This is a genomic window from Kordiimonas aquimaris, from assembly GCF_025574485.1.
GTDB lineage: Bacteria > Pseudomonadota > Alphaproteobacteria > Sphingomonadales > Kordiimonadaceae > Kordiimonas > Kordiimonas aquimaris.
Genome location: NZ_JAOBPO010000002.1, coordinates 753,972 through 772,024, shown reverse-complemented (window position 1 = coordinate 772,024; position 18,053 = coordinate 753,972). Strand labels below are relative to the sequence as shown.

Annotated in this window: 10 protein-coding genes; 4 read left to right on the top strand and 6 right to left on the bottom strand. The window is 49.4% G+C overall.

Annotation, left to right across the window (positions count from 1 at the left end; all coding sequences use genetic code 11):
• Nucleotide 1: 1 nt before the first annotated feature.
• Genes OEU88_RS09315 through OEU88_RS09300 form a run of 4 tightly spaced genes read right to left on the bottom strand, consistent with a single transcriptional unit; the run spans nucleotide 2 to nucleotide 3,552 of the window.
• On the bottom strand, nucleotides 2-1,699 hold the full coding sequence (locus OEU88_RS09315) for a peptidoglycan D,D-transpeptidase FtsI family protein (protein WP_262694884.1): 1,698 nt from the start codon (nucleotides 1,697-1,699) through the stop codon (nucleotides 2-4).
• Nucleotides 1,696-2,085 (bottom strand): cell division protein FtsL, encoded by a 390-nt coding sequence (gene ftsL, locus OEU88_RS09310; protein WP_262694883.1) that lies wholly within the window; start codon nucleotides 2,083-2,085, stop codon nucleotides 1,696-1,698. Before ftsL ends, OEU88_RS09315 begins: the two co-directional genes overlap by 4 nt.
• Nucleotides 2,078-3,088, bottom strand: coding sequence for a 16S rRNA (cytosine(1402)-N(4))-methyltransferase RsmH (gene rsmH, locus OEU88_RS09305; protein WP_262694882.1), 1,011 nt, complete (start codon nucleotides 3,086-3,088; stop codon nucleotides 2,078-2,080). The genes ftsL and rsmH overlap by 8 nt, the downstream gene beginning before the upstream one ends.
• Complete coding sequence (locus OEU88_RS09300) at nucleotides 3,085-3,552, bottom strand: division/cell wall cluster transcriptional repressor MraZ (protein WP_262694881.1); 468 nt, start codon at nucleotides 3,550-3,552, stop codon at nucleotides 3,085-3,087. Before OEU88_RS09300 ends, rsmH begins: the two co-directional genes overlap by 4 nt.
• Before the next feature lie 455 nt (nucleotides 3,553-4,007).
• Between OEU88_RS09300 and OEU88_RS09295 the strand changes: the two genes are divergently transcribed.
• From OEU88_RS09295 to OEU88_RS09280, 4 genes are read left to right on the top strand one after another with little or no spacing between them, the layout of a single operon-like run.
• Nucleotides 4,008-5,426 carry an NAD(P)/FAD-dependent oxidoreductase gene (locus OEU88_RS09295; RefSeq protein WP_262694880.1) on the top strand — a complete coding sequence of 473 codons (1,419 nt, stop codon included), beginning with the start codon at nucleotides 4,008-4,010 and terminating at the stop codon, nucleotides 5,424-5,426.
• Nucleotides 5,427-5,472: 46 nt separating this feature from the next.
• Nucleotides 5,473-6,843 (top strand): APC family permease, encoded by a 1,371-nt coding sequence (locus OEU88_RS09290; RefSeq protein ID WP_262694879.1) that lies wholly within the window; start codon nucleotides 5,473-5,475, stop codon nucleotides 6,841-6,843.
• 11 nt (nucleotides 6,844-6,854) lie between these two features.
• Nucleotides 6,855-8,366 (top strand): aldehyde dehydrogenase family protein, encoded by a 1,512-nt coding sequence (locus tag OEU88_RS09285; RefSeq protein ID WP_262694878.1) that lies wholly within the window; start codon nucleotides 6,855-6,857, stop codon nucleotides 8,364-8,366.
• A 46-nt stretch (nucleotides 8,367-8,412) separates the two neighbouring features.
• Nucleotides 8,413-10,152 (top strand): amidohydrolase, encoded by a 1,740-nt coding sequence (locus OEU88_RS09280; RefSeq protein WP_262694877.1) that lies wholly within the window; start codon nucleotides 8,413-8,415, stop codon nucleotides 10,150-10,152.
• A 63-nt stretch (nucleotides 10,153-10,215) separates the two neighbouring features.
• On the opposite strand, the gene OEU88_RS09275 is transcribed toward OEU88_RS09280, so the two are convergent.
• The gene (locus tag OEU88_RS09275; RefSeq protein WP_262694876.1) at nucleotides 10,216-11,046 is read right to left on the bottom strand and encodes a transcriptional regulator; all 831 of its coding nucleotides are present in this window, start codon (nucleotides 11,044-11,046) and stop codon (nucleotides 10,216-10,218) included.
• Nucleotides 11,047-11,186: 140 nt separating this feature from the next.
• Nucleotides 11,187-18,014: a beta strand repeat-containing protein gene (locus OEU88_RS09270; RefSeq protein WP_262694875.1), complete on the bottom strand. Its 6,828-nt coding sequence runs from the start codon at nucleotides 18,012-18,014 to the stop codon at nucleotides 11,187-11,189.
• Nucleotides 18,015-18,053 lie beyond the last annotated feature (39 nt).

Below are 18,053 nucleotides of genomic sequence, written 5' to 3'. Positions count from 1 at the left end.
GTTAATCTTCATCAATCATCAAAGCTACTTTTTGATACAGTCCTTCATCTTCCCATTTTGGCAAAACGCCGAGAAGAGGTGCTGTTCTCATAATGACGTTTTTCACCACAGGCGCAGCCACCCAACCGCCAGACGCAAAGCCAAATGTTTCCTTCGTACCCTGTGGTTCATCCAACAAAGCAAATACGACATATTGAGGGTCATCCATTGGATAAACTCCAACAAATGAAGAAATCAGTGATTTACGGTCATATCCACCACCAGATGCTTTTTCAGCAGTCCCCGTTTTACCGCCGACACGATAACCACGTGCATCAGCACGTCCGCCAGTTCCCTTGGTAACAGCAAGACGTAACAATTGACGCATTTGGCGGCTAGTGCTCTGTGAAATCACTTGGCGTTGCGATTGAACTGCTGCACTTGTACGCACCAAAGTTGGCGCATTCAAACTTCCTCCATTGACAACAGAAGCTATGCTCGTCGCAAGCTGCACGGGGCTAACAGCAATACCGTGGCCATACGAAATAGTCACTGTTGATACCTTACGCCAGCTTGCCGGATACATCGGTGCACCCACCTCTGGCAGCTCTAACGCTGCAGGATTTAACAAGCCCAAATCACCCATAAATTCGCGCTGCCTATCGGAACCTATGTCGAGCGCCATCTGAGCCGTACCGATATTGGACGAGAAAGCAAAAATTTCCGGTAGTGTCAGATATCTTTTCTTGGGATGATCATCGCGGATCAAAAACCGTGCTACTTTCAATGGCTTAGTTGCATCGTACCCATCTTCCAACGTCGCGACACCGTCATCCAGTGCATTAGCAAACGTAAATGTTTTGAATGTTGAACCAAGCTCATAAACTCCTTTACTTGCACGGTTGAATAGCTCGTCATCGCTTACGCCGCTAATGTTGTTAGGATCATAGTCAGGCATGGACACCAGAGCGAGCAACTCACCTGTGTTAACATCCATTACCAATCCAGCCGCCCCTTTAGCTCTATGCGCTCGCATCGCCGCTTCAAGCTCGTCCGCCAGTGCATATTGAACGCGAATATCAAGCGAAAGCTGTAATGCCTCTCCGCTACGATTTGAATTAGAAAGCTGATCGTCAAAATAATGCTCAACACCAGCAATACCATTACCGTCAACATCAACATAACCAAGTACATGCGATGCCAAACGTCCATGCGGATATAGACGGTCTTCTTCTTCCTGAAATTTTAACCCGGGAACACCAAGCGCATTTACGTCCCATTTCTGCTTCGGTGTCAGCTTACGCTTGATCCAAACAAAACTTCTTCCTGACTTCAATTTCTGCAACAAACCGGCCCGCGGTACTGAAGGCAAAATTTCATTCAGCTTTTGAGCAACTGCTTCAGGATTAGAAATCATCTTCGGATTGGCATAAAGCGAGGATGATTTAAGATTTATCGCCAACGCTTCACCGTTCCGGTCAACAATATCGGCACGTGCAACTGTTGTAGCCGGCACCTCAATATGCCTTGCAATAGTTTGTTTGGCTGTAATCGGCGTGGACATTCCAAGTTCAACGGTTCTTGCGCCCATAACAACAAAGGCTACCAGAAAGAAAAACACACCAAACATAAGGCGTGTGCGAGCAACAGCAATCGTTGGCGCCTTCAAGTCACCTGCAAACATATTAGATTGGCTTTTACTTGCCGATAAATAATTCATAATGCTCGCTCCTTATTTTTAGAAGCTTTTTGCTTCGGCGCATTTTTCTTTTTTGTCATCGCAGACGGCAATAAAACACTGGCATCTCCATCAACTGCATCCCCTTTGATGCGAAACGGAATGTCATCTAAAGAACCAAGAATTTGCTTAGGGGCCGGCGGCATGAGAGCTAAAAAAGAAATCGACTTTTCCTGCAAGGCATGCGGTGACGTCAAATACGCCCACTCAGCATTCAAAACGCGAATATTTTCGCGGTCATTATGAATTTGCTGAGCCAAAACCTCTACTTCATCAGCCTGCTCTTGAACTGCGAGCTTAAGCTGCATAACCGCCGCACCAGATATCATCGCAGACACTGCGGCAAATGCTGTAAATGCCTTACGCATGAGCCGCCTCCTCCGCGTCATGCCACGCTTGGGCAGATGTCCTTATAGCCACTCGCAACCGCGCTGAACGCGCCCTTGGGTTTCTCTGCTCTTCATCCCTTGAAGGCTTAACAACTTTTGCAGACTGCATAGAGAAAGAAGCGCTTGGACCCGTACCAACTGTCGCAGGCATATGCCGCGACGCAGATGGCACGCGCCCAGACCGCTCCGCCATAAAACTTTTTACAATTCTATCTTCTAGTGAATGGAAACTAACAACAACCAAACGCCCGCCTTCAGCAAGCGCAGCCTCAGCAGCGCGAAGCCCTCTACGCAACTCACCAAGTTCATCATTCACATGGATGCGCAGTGCCTGAAACGTTCGGGTCGCCGGATGCACTGACCTTCGCCCTTTTTGCACAGGAGCTCTGCCAAGAACGGCTTCAATCAAGTTTGCCAAATCAAGCGTACGCGAAAAAACTTCCGCATCACGACGTTTAACAATGGCAGATGCAATACGGCGTGACTTACGCTCTTCACCGTATTGATAAATAATGTCTGCTAGAGCGCCTTCATCATATGTGTTAACCACATCTGCAGCACTTTCACCTTCAGCACTCATGCGCATATCAAGGGGACCGTCTTCACGAAACGAAAAGCCGCGCTCAGCTTCATCAAGCTGAAATGACGACACACCAATATCAAGCATAATCCCGTTTACGGTCGGTGTTCCCGCTTTGCTCAGCAACGTATCCATGTCACCAAAACAACCTTCGCATATACGAAAACGCTCACCGAACTCTTGTACAAATGCGCCTGCTCTACCAACCGCATGTGGGTCACGGTCAATTGCAACAACACCGCAGTCAGCAGCGCCAAGAACTGCGCGCGTATAACCGCCCGCACCGAAGGTTCCATCCACATAAACCTCACCAGAAACCGGGCTCAGCGCTGTGACAACTTCATCCAACAGGACGGGGATATGTTTGTTTGCATTATTTTCTTGCGCCAGCTGAGCGGTCATGGCCGCCCCCGCGCGCCAACAGGTGGCAAAGTGGTTACCTTATCAACAGCAATCTCGCGCTGCTCTTGACGATGCGCCGCAAATGCCTTTGGTTCCCAAACTTGAAATTTACGACCAATACCTACAAAAGTCGCTAACCCATCAATTCCCATGAACTCCCGCATAACCTGCGGCAACATCACGCGCCCCTCTGGATCAAACGCCAATTGGTGCGATTCTGCGAGAATAGCAGTGGCCACAGATAGCTGATCCGTACTGAAAGGACTGAAGTCTTCATAAAGTTGATCAGAGAACTGCTCAAGGAAAGAAATATCTGCACCCTCAACACAAGGGAGGCTGAGGTGACGGTATATCGCAATGCCCTGAAAATGGCTGGAGGAAACGGCCGAACGGAAAGGCGCCGGGACAGAAACGCGCCCTTTCTTGTCAACTTTATTCTCGAATGTGGACAGGAATAACGCCATTGCCCGACAAGTCCCCCTTGTTTCCCCTCGTGAGGCGCAAACAAACAATTGCGCACTTCACAAGCGTCCAGATCGTCATCTGAACATAATTGGGATAACATGGTTCAAGTTGGTTATCAATGGTATTTAATGGACTTATTTATCTCCGCTATCAATCAATTAGTTGTTTAATAAACCAATAAAACATAACTACATCAAACTATTACACTAATATGTTCATTTTTTGTTCTCGCATTTACAGATACTCTACTTAGGTGACATGACGCGTTCAATCTAATGACAAATCCACAATGACTGGTGTTTCGCATATGTCTGTTTTCAGACATTAAATGTCTGTCAGAAAAGTTGTATAAGTGACTTTGAATTGCTGGTGCGCTTAACAAGAACAGGTAAAGCACCGTGATGTTTATGGCTTAGCATTCATATCTGGCAACAGTTTGACAGGAACAATGACAGTGACGATACATACCAGCCCAACACAACATGCCGAACATGCACTGCAAACTGCCCAATACAAACCATATTGGCTAGACAGCAGCAAGAAACCAAACACGACCCCCTCGCTTAATCACGACGAAACATGTGATCTACTTATTGTAGGCGCTGGTTTTTGTGGCCTATGGGCCGCTTTACAAGCTAAAGAAACTGACCCAGAGCGACACATCATCATGATAGAAGCAGGCGAGGTAGCGAACGGCGCAACAGGTCGGCCAGCCGCCATTTTATCCACATCTGTTATGCACGGTATCGATAATACAGAAAGGATGTTCCCTGATGAAGTTGCTACGCTCGAGCAACTGGGCATGGACAATATGGATGGTTTTGAGGCTGCGATTAAAAAATACAAAATTGACTGTGACCTGGAATGGGGCGGCGAACTCACTGTCGCTGTCGGTGAACAGGAACTGCCTCAACTGCAGCACGAAAAGGAACTATTCGACAAGTATGGACACGAAACACAGTTACTGAACCGCACCGATCTTCAAGATGAAATCACCTCCCCTATATTTGATGGCGGCTTAATGATCAAAAAACGTAGTGGCACAGTACACCCCGGAAAACTCGCCTGGGGGCTTAAACACGCAGTTTTAGAACTGGGCGTTGTCCTCTATGAAAACACCAAACTCATCTCCACAAAAAAGACCGCCACAGGCATCAATGTAAAAACACCTTCGGGTACAATAACAGCACGCAAGGTGCTGCTTTGCACCAATGCTTTTGCAGCAGGTCATAAGAACATCCGGCGCAAGGTCGTAGCGATCAGAGATAGAATTGTCGTTACAGAGCCGCTTTCAACAGAACAAATGGCTAAAGTGGGCTGGAAAAGCCGTTGCGGCATATACGACACCCGCACACAACTCAACTACATGCGGTTAACAGCTGATAACCGTATCCTCTTTGGCGGTCGTCTCGGCTATTTTTATGGTAATGACACAGACCCTGATGCGGATAAACAGGCAAAACCATTCATCCCGCTGGTTGAGAACTTCTTCAAAACTTTCCCGCAGCTTGACGATGTAAAAATCGATTATGCATGGTCAGGCCCTATAGGCTTAACGACACGCATGGCCGTCCATTATCAAAGCTATCATGGCGGAGATATGGTCTTCGCCGGCGGCTATTCCGGTTTCGGTGTCACTGCCACACGTTTCGGCGCTCGCGTGGGCCTCGATATTCTCGATAATAAAGACACAATTGAACGCAAGCTAACATTTGCTCAAACACAACCCGGTTATGTGCCAGGAGAACCACTTCGCTGGCTTGGTTTCAAAATCACCATGTACGCACTTGATACACTCGACGCAAAAGGCGGCTGGCGAAAGCTTTGGGTAAGAATAGTCGAAAAAATGGGTTTCCCCATTACTATGCATTGATGTCTTGCTGGAGCAAGTTATGAAAATTGTAGAACGGAGAAGATAAATGAGCGCCGTGGACCATAAAAGAGTGATGGGCAAAAGAGACATTACTCTCTTTTGCATTTCGGCAATTCTTCTTCTGGATACGCTCGCTGCAGGTGCAGCTATTGGCCCTTCCAGTATTTTCTGGTGGGTGTTTCTCGGCGTTATTTTCTTTGTACCCTTTTCACTGATCACTGCTGAATTAGGCTGTTCTTATCCAGACCAAGGCGGTGTTTACGCGTGGGTTAAGCGTGCTTATGGTCAGCGCTGGGCCTCACGCATCACATGGGCATACTGGGTTAATGTTGCCGTCTGGTGCCCTTCTATCTTTATTTTATTTGCCGGAATCTTCAGTCAAATTTTTTGGCCAGACATGACGCTCACAATGCAAATCATTGTTGGCATTGGCCTGACTTGGTTGGCAGTTGGAGCTAACATCATCACACTAGAGCTGGGGAAATGGGTGCCCAATGTTGGTGCTATCATAAAAGTAATGGTGTTTCTGGCCATTATTGGTGGCGCCATTAGCTATAGCCAAACTCACGAAACAGCTAATGATTTATCATTCGACAGCATGATCCCTAATCTCGGAGATGGATTTAAATACATTACCGTTATTATATACGGCATGCTTGGCTTTGAGCTTGTTTCTGCGGGTTCGGATGAAGTGCAAAATCCGCAGAAAAATGTCCCACAAGGGATAATGATATCTGGTTCGATAATCATTTTGCTTTATATATTAGCAACATATGCCATTTTAACTGCGATCCCTGCATCTGACATCAACCTTGTAGAAGGTTTGGTTGATACACTCACTCTTTTCCTTGGAGGAACAACCCTCGGCAATGTCCTTGTCACGGTATTGAGCATCGGTACACTTTACACCTTTTTCTCAAACGGCGTAACGTGGTCACTAGGGGGAAATCGCGCAGTCGCTGAGGCTGCCAATAATGGTGACTTACCTGCAGTATTTGCATATGAAGACAAACAGCGCGGAACGCCTGTTGGCGCAGCTGTTATTTTTGGCATTATTAGCACATTGGTATTGTTTTTTTACGGTTTGGTTGCAGGCAATAATCAAGACCTGTTTTGGTCCCTGTTTGCATTTAGCGGTGTATTGTTCATGATGCCATATGTCGCCATGACCTTCGCATTTGTGAAGCTTAGAAAAACGAACTCTCCACAGAAAGAACTGTTCCGCATTGCAGGTCCTCGTTGGTTTGTAAATGGGCTCGCTTATTTGTGCGCAGTTATTCTTACTTTGACGATTGGCCTTTTCCTTTACGTTCCCGGCGAAGGGCTTCAGTGGTCCGTATTAATTGGTTCTGCTGCACTACTGATCCTTGGTGAAATTCTAATGTTCGCCAGCACCAAAGCTACATCAAATAATTGATAGAAAATATAATGACACAGCATTTCTTCACAGGTCAAAACCCGAACATAACAACAGAAACGAAAGCTTTTGTGACGCGGTATCATGGCTTGTTTATAGACGGCCAGACCATGCCAGCAGCATCTGGTGAAACGTTTGATGTTTTTGAGCCATCAACAGGTCATTGGTTAACCTCCATTGCCGCAGCCAATAGCGAAGATGTGAACCGCGCTGTACAGTCATCCCGCAACGCATTTGACACAGGGCCATGGCCGCGCATGACACCCGCTGAACGGGAGCTTATCTTGTTCCGCTTGGCTGATTTGATCGAGCAAAACAAACAGCTTATTGCTGAAATTGAAACACTGGATATGGGTAAACCAGTCATCGAAGCGCGCGACATTGATGTAATGGAAAGCGCAAGCTATTGTCGCTATATGGCTGGCTGGGCAACTAAACTGGACGGGCGTGTCACACAGCTGTCTGCCGGACCAGGCAACTTCGGCTACACCCGCAAAGAGCCTATCGGTGTTGTCGGCGCGATTATCCCGTGGAACTTCCCTTTCTCAATGGCTTGCTGGAAAGTTATCGCCGCATTAGCTGCAGGTTGCACTGTGGTTTTAAAACCTTCCGAATTGGCATCACTAACTTCGCTTAAGCTTGCTGAGTTAGCGATTGAGGCAGGCGTACCCACTGGTGTTCTTAATGTTATTACTGGTGACGGTCAAAACGCTGGTGCTCCACTGATGGCGCACCCCAGCATCAATAAAGCGTCTTTCACCGGATCAACCGCTGTCGGCAAAATGATTGGCAAAGCAGCCATGGAAAACCTGACACGGGTGACACTTGAACTTGGCGGCAAGTCACCAATGATTGTATTGGGTGATGCAGACCCCGCATCAATTGCAGAAGAGCTTGCCGCGGGAATTTTCTTCAATGCAGGTCAAGTTTGCACGGCTGGCTCTCGTCTTTTAGTCCAAGAGAAAATCTATGAAGATGTCTTGCTAGAACTCACCAAAGTAGCAAACAATCTGGTTGTTGGTGCAGGTCTGGATGAAAGCACTCAAATGGGGCCTCTGGCTTCACTAGCTCACAAAGAAAAAGTCGAAAGCTATATTAACCTTGGCCGTGAAGAAGGCGCTCGCCTCATAACATCAAATAGAGATATGGACGAGAACGGTTACTATGTTTCACCAACTATTTTTGCCGATTGCACAGACACGATGCGGATCGTTACAGAAGAGATATTTGGGCCCGTTCTCGTGGCATCCTCATTCAAGGATATCGACGAAGTTGTTTCACGTGTGAACAATTCATCATTCGGTTTAGCCGCCAGCATTTGGTCAAACGACCTGAAAAAAGTCATGGATATTACGCCTCGAATACAAGCCGGTATCGTGTGGGTAAACACACACAACCCTATTGATGCCAGCTTACCATTCGGCGGCTTCAAACATTCAGGGATTGGCCGCGAAAACGGGCCGGAACAAATAGAAGCTTATCTGGAAACGAAGTCAGTTTGGATAAATCACGCCGATAGCTGAACTATAAATCGCTATTTATTATGTCGTATTAGCAGGGAGAATGCAGATGACGTTAAAACAAACACTCTTACCCATCATGAGCGCAATTGCGCTTTTATTGACGGGTTGTTCGGATGATCAATCATCCTCCGCCCCTGTTGACATATCAGCACCAGATCTAATCGTGATAAACGGAGATGTCTACACCAGCGACCCGAGCGCAGCACGCGTGCAAGCTTTTGCCATAACTGATGGTAAGTTCAGCGCAATCGGCAGCAATGAACAGGTGCAGGCACTCGCAGACGCCAATACGCGTATAATTAATGCTGGCGGTAACACTGTTACGCCCGGCCTCATTGATGCTCATTCGCATGTTAGCGGTAATTCACCAGCTGTCGCAGGTGTAGACCTCTCGTATGTGGCGGATAAGACTGAATGGTTGTACATGATCACAGAAGCGGACAAACGCATGCCAGAAGGTGAGTGGTTGATCGGCGGCAATTGGGATCACACACTTTCTGACGGTGTATACCCTACCAAGCAAATGTTAGACAAAATTATCCCTGACCGCCCTGCTTACCTAACTCATATTGATGGCCATTATGCGTGGGTAAATTCCAAAGCACTTGAAATGGCTGGCGTAACAGCAGAAACAGAAGCTCCTCCAGGCGGTGAAGTTGTAGTTGACGCCGCAACCGGCGACACAACTGGTATTCTTCTTGAAGGTGCTCAAAGACTTGTCAGTAACATTGTGCCCGACCGCAGCGATATGCAGCGCCAAGAAGGCTTGGCCAAAATGTACAAATACGCCAATAGTTTTGGTATTACGGGTCTTCACCAAATGGGGGGCCTTGAGGACTATCTGCATATCATTGAAAACGGCGACCCCACAATGCGGATATGGTACGGCACATGGAACCGTGGCGGCATCAATGAGCCTATTGAGTCAGTTGTAAGTAAAATCGTCACCAAAAAAGCAGAAGTTGCCAGCCGCGTTTCTGCAACTGCAAAAGAGGAAGTAACTGGCCCTCTGTTAAATTTAGGCTTCGTCAAACTTATCAATGATGGTGTGTTATCTGCCCATACAGCTGTACTTACAGAAGCTTACAATGACCGTGAAGGGTGGAAGGGCGAATATATTACAAGCCCGGAAGACTTGAAACATCAGGTACAAGTAGTAACAGCTGCAGGCTTGCCAGTTGCAGTTCATTCAATTGGTGACGCGGCTGTTGCTGCAACCCTTGATGCTTTTGAGGCCGCCAAAGATAATGCTGTTCCCCATCCCAATCGTATTGAACACATTGAAATTGTGCATCCCGAAGATATCGTACGCTTCAAGGATCTAGGCATAATAGCCTCAATGCAGCCAAATCACGCAACTAATTCAATTGTTTATGTCCCTGAGCGTGTTGGCCCTCAAAGGACAGCGAATGCATACGTATGGCGATCAATGTTAGACGCAGGCGTACCTGTAGTTTTTGGTGCAGATTATTTTACATCGCCGCTTAGCCCACTCATTCAAATTGCGGACGCTGTTTTCCGTGTTAGTCCGTTTGGCTTCAACGATGGCAAGCCGTTTCATCCAGAACAAGCCGTTACATTTGAGGAAGCTTTGATGGCTTACACACAGGCCGGTGCCAACATCACGCCCTGGAAGGACGAAATCGGTTCGATCACGATCGGTAAATGGGCAGACTTTGTCGTGCTTGACGGCAAGGTACCAACACCAATAAATGTGAGTTTCCGCAATCTTGCCGTTGAGGCAACATACTTTGCTGGCCGCGAGGTATACAGGAAATCTGAATAAGCTTGGCCAGCTGCATCATCAATAAGGTTACGGGGTCACCGCTCCGTAACCAATTACACTACCTCATGTAATGTCAGCATTTGATGATGAAGCCGCTAAGGCATCAAGAAACAAACCAAAAACCTGCCCTTGCGACGTCACATCCAACTTGCCAAAAATACTTTTCTTGTGATTACGAACGGTCCCTGGAGATATCTCCAGAATTCTTGCAGTGGACTTATCAGAAAAACCTTTCAGCATTAATTGAACAATTTGCCTTTCGCGCGCAGTTAGCACCGAAGCGCCAAAAGTTTCAAAAGCTTGAGTAACAGCATCATGTTCCTTTTGTTTTTCCCCGGCGCTGTCCTTGTGCGGTTGCGCAAAATCCTGCCAATAATCATCAACCACCCATTTTACAACCGGTTCTAATGCTCTTAACGTATCCAGGTCCATAGGCGTGAAAGGTGTTTGATTGTTAACACGCGTCAATGTGATGTGAATCACCGTGTCCGCATCCATGATCATATTAAAATAGAATTCATCCTGAATACCCAGTTGTCCGTAGTATTTCTGGTAATACTCCGATGAGAAAAAATCATCAGGCGCACTATCCCGCATCAAACAGTTAGTAGGCAAAGTACCTGCCAAAAAGCGGTCATAAATAGGGTCTAACAAATACGCGAAATCAACATAGTCACTCAGGCTACCATCGTCCTCAACTTCATCAAAAATACATGTTGGCGCACTGCGACGATGCAAAACGAAAACAGCCGCGAAACATATGTCTATAGTGTTTTTCACACCGTCACATATCGCGGAAAGGCGTCCAATTTTATCAGGCTTATTCAGCGCAGATAACACTGCGGCATTCCATACCTGCAGCTTGTCAGCACTGATCCCCGCATGCTGTATCAATACAGTCCCCTCTTCATTGCAAACCCGCAACTACTACCCTAACCAAACGATGCAATGATCGCTAGTAATCATGTTCACAACAAAAAAGGCGCCCCTGAGGGCGCCTTTATTTAACAAGCGAAACTAAGCTTATTTGGGCGTTAGACTAAAACCTGTCCATTATCGAAAATCGCCTGTAGTTCAGCTTGATCCACACCCTCAAGCACAATAGTGCCATGTGTACCAATGATCAGCGTCGCGTTGCCATCACTGAATGTTGCAGCAGATAGCAAGTCGGTTAACACAAGACCCTCAATCTCTGTGAAATCAAGCGTATCAGTATCACCGTCCGTAGAACCAAAGTCACTGATAGTATCGGCGCCAAAGCCCGTGATAAACGCGAATGTGTCATCACCTGAACCGCCACTGATGGCATCATCGCCTGAACCACCGTATATCAGGTCATCATCAGCACCGCCGTTAACAATGTCATCACCGGCACCGCCAAATAATGTATCGTTACCCGTACCGCCATCAACGATGTCATTATCGGAAGCTCCAAAGGCCTGATCATTGCCGCCGCCGCCCATCAAGGTGTCATTACCGCTTTCAATAGTGCCGCCGTAGATGATGTCATCACCGCCGCCGCCTTCGATGTTGTCATCGCCAACACCGCCACCAATAGTGTCACGTGCATTGTCACCAAACACGGTGTCCATACCAAAGCCCGCGTAAATAACGTTATCACCGCCTTCTGTGTTCACAACAGTGCCAGTTTCAGTGTTGTAGGAGCCACCAACGATCAGGTCGTTACCATCTCCGCCAAACAAAGTGTCATCACCCGCAGGGCCGGTGTTTTCCTCGCGTGTTGTTGCTCCGGCTTCACCGCCTACAACCAAATCATCACCAGCACCAGCACCAATCACATCATTGCCGCTGTTGCCTTGAACCGTGTCACGCCCTTCATCATTTGGCCCGGCAAAAATCCTGTCGTTACCGCTACCGCCAGAGATATCATCGTCACCCTCATCGCCCCGCAAGAAGTCATCACCACTGCCGCCATTAACGGTATCGTTACCTGCCCCGCCCTCAATGGTGTCATCAAGGCTACCGCCATCTACGCGGCTGCTATTGCCTTCCGGGTCGTCAGTCGTTCTAACAACAACCGGCTCAGGTGCCGGAGCCGGAGCCGGAGCGGGGGCCGGAGCCGGTGCAGGCGATGGCGCAGGAGCGGGCGAAGGTGCGGGAGCAGGAGCTGGAGCCGGTGCAGAAGCTGTCGTCTGTGTGAACGTAAAATCACTTGAACGTAATTCACTTACATCCGTTATGCCTTGAATGGTCAATTGACCACCGTTCCCCAGATCAATGACCAGATTACCGCTAACCACTGTTGCTGCAGCAGTTAAATCTGCAAAGCTTGTAAACGCCGTATCTACCAGCTCAATCGTATCGCCTTCAGCCTCGTTAAAATCTGTAATGATGGTTTGGTTGGGTGACACCTTCTTGTCACCACCGGAAGAAGCCAGCGTACCTGCCACAATGAAAGTGTCTGCTCCTGCACCGCCTGTCAGCGTGTCATCCTGTCCGCTCAGCGCATTACCATCTTCATCAACAGTACCGCCTGTCAGTGTGTCGTTACCATCACCACCAACGATGCTGTCATCACCACCAAGGCCGTTCAGGGCATTGTTATTCGCATCACCAGTAAGCGTGTCATTACCGCTACCGCCGTTCGCGTTTTCAATATCCCTTAATGTATCAACATTGCTACCTGATGTTGCCGTTCCCGTAGCCAGATCAAGGTTGAGGCCAGAACTACCACAGAAATCAAAGGTGTCGATGCCGTCGCCGCCATCGAGGATATCACTACCGACACCACCAACAAGGGTGTCATTACCATCGCCTCCCATTAGCGAGTCGTCACCCCCGTTACCAATCAGCCTGTTATCACCCGCATCGCCAGTGACAGAGTCGTTGCCGTTCGAGCCAATGACATTCTCAAAGTTCGCGATTGTGTCCATGCCGCCTGCAAAGTCTGTTGCCGTGCCGCTCACTAGGTTAACAACGATTACGCCAGTTGGATCGACGGTATCAGTGAAATCTATCGTATCAATGCCGTCACCGCCGTCTAGGCTATCATCACCGCTGTTACCGTCAATTGTGTCATCACCCGCGCCGCCGATGATCGTATCGTTACCAGCACCGCCAAACAGGCTGTCATCACTCGCTGAGCCATTGATGGTGTCACCAGCACTACTGCCGATGACCCCTTCAATACTGATAAGTGTGTCGGTTTCACTGCCAGAAATGGCCGTACCCGCCGCCAAATCAACGCTAACGCCCATCAAGTTACTGAAATCAATGGTGTCGGTGCCATCACCGCCGTCCAGCGTATCGTCGCCGTTACCGCCGTTCAACAGGTCATCACCGTCCTGCCCGCGCAGGCTGTTTGCACTGCCATCACCGGTTAGCGTATCATTGGCGTTAGTACCAACCAGATTTTCAATACCGGATAGTGTTCCCGTCTGAGGTATACCTGACCCTATGCGCATCACCCCAAATGCCTGATTGAGGCTAAAACTAGATACTGCGACTGCACCACCGCCGCCCACAATCAGCCCGACACCGGCAGAGCTGATGGTGCCGCTGGCAAGGCTGGCGTTAACGCCCGAAAACGGTCCGGTTACAGCGCCAAATTCACTTTCCCCAAGGAAGGCAGTATCGTTGCCATTGCCGCCGATGAAGGTGTCATTGCCGCCGCCACCAACAAGGATATCGTCGCCTTCTCCGCCGTCAATGCTGTCGTTACCTGCACCGCCGTCCAACGTGTCGTTATCATCGCCGCCGCCTAACGCATCATTGTCGTCGCCACCAGATAGGCTGTCGTTGCCACCGCCCCCAACAAGCGTGTCATTGCCACCTGCACCAGCGAGTGTGTCATTTCCGCCTTGACCATCAAAATTCTCAATACCCGCTGTGCCAGCGAGTGTATCGTCACCCGCCGTTCCAAGATCTACCACATTTGTGACCTCAATCGTGCGCGCATCATTGGCTGACGCACCGTTGGCGTCCACAATCGCGATTGTTACCGTGCGGTCATCAGTTGAAGGTGATGTTGAACTGCTATCAAAGCTAACTGCCTGCAGCACTTCCTGCACAATCGCGGCGGTTGCCATGCTATTGAAGGTGATCTGCAACACACCATCGCCATCTACATTAACAGCAGAACTACCTTGCGCTACAGTACCAACAACAACACCGTCCGCCGATACATCGCCGCCACCAACTGTGATCGCAGGGCCAGTGCCGTTACCGTCCACAATGCTGATGCGGTCTGTGCTTTCGCTGCCATCGGTGATCTGAACGAAAAGGTTTGCACCGTCAAAGTCCGCATCCCCGTCTGCGTCGGCAACCATTGCCGCCAGATCAAGCGCCGTCGCCGCATCGCCCTCGGTGTAGGCAAGCGGTGTAGTGTCATCAATGCTGATGGTTGGCGTATTGTTGCCCGCAGGTACTGCCGACACACCCACACCTGCCGCCGGGCCAAGTGGGTTGGTCGTAAATATTGTATTATTGCCGACGGTGGTCGTCGCACCAGTCAGTATCTGATCGAAATCATTTTCAACGATCGACGATCCATTCACGCTGACACCACTACCGTAAAAATACGTGCCGCCCTGCACGACATTGGTGCCAGAAAAAGTTAAGTCTGAACGCGTATATATGCCGTCATTTCTATTATTTGCACCACCTGCAAAAATACTATCGGTGATCGTCGTCGTTCCAGAACCGTCACCGACACTTACCTGACGCCCACTGTTGTTGGCAAATGTGGAGCCAGTAATACTGAGGTTATCTGCGGTGCTATCACCTCGGAAATAGACCGCAGTGCCGCCCCCAGTTGTATCTGAAATTGTAGAGTCAGTAATTGTCAGGTCGCCATTACGCGCAAAAATCACGCCGCCAGTTCCACCATTTGTACCGGTGATAGTGTTGTTATCGAAGGTAGAATTTGTGATGGTTGTTGATAGGCCATTTGTATTGTAGATGGCGGCAGCTTGGCGTGTGGCTGTGTTATCACTGATGCTGCTACCCGTGACAACAAGATTGGTATAGTTATCCCTCACAAGAATGCCTGAACCGCGGTAAGCGGTGTTGCCAGTGATCACACTGTCAGAGACCGTCACTGTTCGCGTACCCATGCTGTAACCACTATCGATATAGACACCCGCCCCGTGCGTTGATCCATTCGTTGGGTCCAGATATCCACCCTGAATAGTCAGGCCGTTCAGGGTAACGTCTTCGGTGGTATTGATGTTCAGCACGCGGCTGTTGCCGTCTGCGTCAATCGTCACATCCGGCGTGCCGTCATCGTCCAGATCACCATCAATGGTCACACCTGTTGTGATTTCAAGCTGCGTACCGCCCAGTGTAATGGTCCCGCCCTGATTGCCAGATGTTGACCCATCCAGATCAAAGGTGATCTCAGTGCCATCGCTCGCCAGCGCAAGCGCTTCACGCAGCGACAAGCCGCCACCGTCCGCCGTTTCCGACGCCAAGTCACCCGTTACGGTGGCGTCATCGCCCGTATCAAGGGCGGTTGTCACCGTCAATGTTGGCACAACAGCAGGCCCGGACCCCGCCACAACTGTACCTGACGGTGCCGCCGGTCCGCCCGATAAAACAGCAATGGTTTGCGCACTGCCGCCGTTATCTGCCAGTAAGCCGGCACCCGCAGGTGCACCGCTGCTGGTGTCAAGACTGGCAAATACAGTTGCAGGATCTGCGTTCACCACATTGGCTGCTGAGGCATCAAAAGCGCTGTTGTCGGCCCCAACAATATTGGTGCCGGTAAAGTTTACAGTGCCATAAGTCGATAATTCCGTCGAGCTATTGCCGAGCACAATGCTGTCGGTCAAAGTCAAAGTAGAGTTAGTAAAAATCCCGCCTTCGATTCCAGCAGTGTTTCCACTGATCGTAGTACTTGTTATTGTTAAGGTGCCGAAATTAGATATGCCACCACCTCTGCTACTACCCAAACCTTGAGTAGTGGCGGTGTTACCACTAATCGTGCTATTTGTAACGACTAAGGTGCCCCCGTTAGAAATACCACCCCCATTGCCAGTAACTGCACCGCCGGTAATCGTCAGGCCGTCCAGCGTGCTGGTGCCGCCCGTGATATTGAACACACGGCTATTGCCGTCAGCATCAATCGTCACATCGGCTGTGCCGTCATCATCCAAATCACCGTCTATGGTGATGCCTTGGCTGACCGTAAGCTCGGTGCCACCAAGTGTGATGGTGCCGCCCTGATTGCCGGATGTTGACCCGTCCAGATCAAAGGTGATGGTGTCCCCCGCTTCTGCAAGTGCGATCGCCTCGCGCAGCGACAAGCCACCGCCGTCCGCCGTTTCCGCCGCCAAATCACCGGTGACCGTCGCATCAACGCCCGTATCAAGATTGGTGGTGACGGTAAGCGTGTCAGCCACCGCTGAAATATTGAACGTGAGGGTTTCGTCGTCAGTGCCACCTGCACCATCATCTGTCTGAATGCGAATACTGCCAGCATTGATGCCGTTCAGGTTGGCGGTAGGGGTAAAGGTCAGGCTATCAAGCGCAGTATTTACATTGGCAAGTGAACCATTGAATACAATGAGCGCGTCGTCGTTGCCGTCCCCTGTACTAACGGTCACGCCGGTCGTGTTGATGGAGGCTGTTCCACCCGTGATTGTGAGTGTGACCGTCTGGCTATCGGTGTCTGCATCAGCAATGTCAATGGTATCTGCGATAGCCACATCAGTTGCATCTTCAGCAACAACCGGCTCCGCAGGTAGTGTAATAACAGGAGCAGCCGTATTGCTGGACGCCGCACCTGCCGTCACCCCCGCCGCCAACGGCGCAAGCTGCACGTTACCAACCGTTGATAAGGCACCGCCTGTAATACTGTTAACCACTGCGGTTGAAGCAAAAACCTGACTAAGGTCTGCTTGAACAGTTGGCGTACCTGAAAATGTGACACCTGCATTGGCTGTAACGGCTGTACCAGATGGCGTGGCATTGACTATATTGGTTCCGGTGAAATTAACGTTCAACGTGCCAAAGATATCTGTTGCTGCAAACAAGCCTGCCCCGGCACCTGTATTGTCTACCACGCTGTCCGATATGTTTACTGTTGCACTTCCAACGAAAATAGAACTGCCGAATGGCTCACCATTATTGCCTGTCAACGTTGAGTTTGAAATATTCACTGTAGCATCAGCCGCCCCCAAGTTAATGGCATTTGCCCCACCGATATTTTGAGCAATGGTTGTATTTGTGATGGTGGCTGTTATTCCATTGACTCTTATGGCATTTCCACCATTTATGCTGCTGTTCCCAACGATACTGCTGTCGGTTATGGTAAAGTCAGCGCTTGCAAAAATGCCACCGCCAGTACCACCACCCCCTGCCATCAGGGTATTGTTGGTAATCTGCGTGTTGTCGATGGTCAGCGATGTACCACGGTGAAATATGCCACCACCAAAGCTAGCCTGATTGCCGGTGACAACGCTGTTTTGTATGGTTGCTGTTACATCGGCACCAACGCGAACACCGGCACCAGTATTTCCGTTGTCGGCAGAGACAATAGCCAGACCATTTGTAATGGTCAGGCCGTCCAGTATTGTGGTGCCGCCAGTAAGGTTGAACACGCGGCTTGTCATGTTGCCGTCAACGGTTACATCGGGTCGGTTATCACCGTCCAGATCGCCGTCAATAGTGACACCTTGCGTGACTTCCAGCTCTCCGCTGCCCACCGTGGACGCATTTCCCGCTGTCACTTGACCCAGCGTGAGTGTGCCACCGCTAAGGCTGCTGGCAAATGTAATTGTGTCACCGCTTCCAGCTAGGCCGATAGCCTCACGCAACGAGAGGCCATTGCCATCTGTTGCGTCATTGCCGTCATTATCAAATGCTTCGTCATCAAGGGTGGTTACGGTGAGCGTTGCCATGTGTCTATGTCCTTAAAGAGGGGCGCTATATGTGTGGAA

Coding starts and splice junctions, on each gene's coding strand:
- OEU88_RS09270 (WP_262694875.1), bottom strand. CDS start 18,014: ATGGCAACGCTCACCGTAACCACCCTTGATGACGAAGCATTTGATAAT.
- OEU88_RS09280 (WP_262694877.1), top strand. CDS start 8,413: ATGACGTTAAAACAAACACTCTTACCCATCATGAGCGCAATTGCGCTT.
- OEU88_RS09300 (WP_262694881.1), bottom strand. CDS start 3,552: ATGGCGTTATTCCTGTCCACATTCGAGAATAAAGTTGACAAGAAAGGG.
- ftsL (WP_262694883.1), bottom strand. CDS start 2,085: ATGCGTAAGGCATTTACAGCATTTGCCGCAGTGTCTGCGATGATATCT.
- OEU88_RS09315 (WP_262694884.1), bottom strand. CDS start 1,699: ATGAATTATTTATCGGCAAGTAAAAGCCAATCTAATATGTTTGCAGGT.
- OEU88_RS09290 (WP_262694879.1), top strand. CDS start 5,473: ATGAGCGCCGTGGACCATAAAAGAGTGATGGGCAAAAGAGACATTACT.
- OEU88_RS09285 (WP_262694878.1), top strand. CDS start 6,855: ATGACACAGCATTTCTTCACAGGTCAAAACCCGAACATAACAACAGAA.
- rsmH (WP_262694882.1), bottom strand. CDS start 3,088: ATGACCGCTCAGCTGGCGCAAGAAAATAATGCAAACAAACATATCCCC.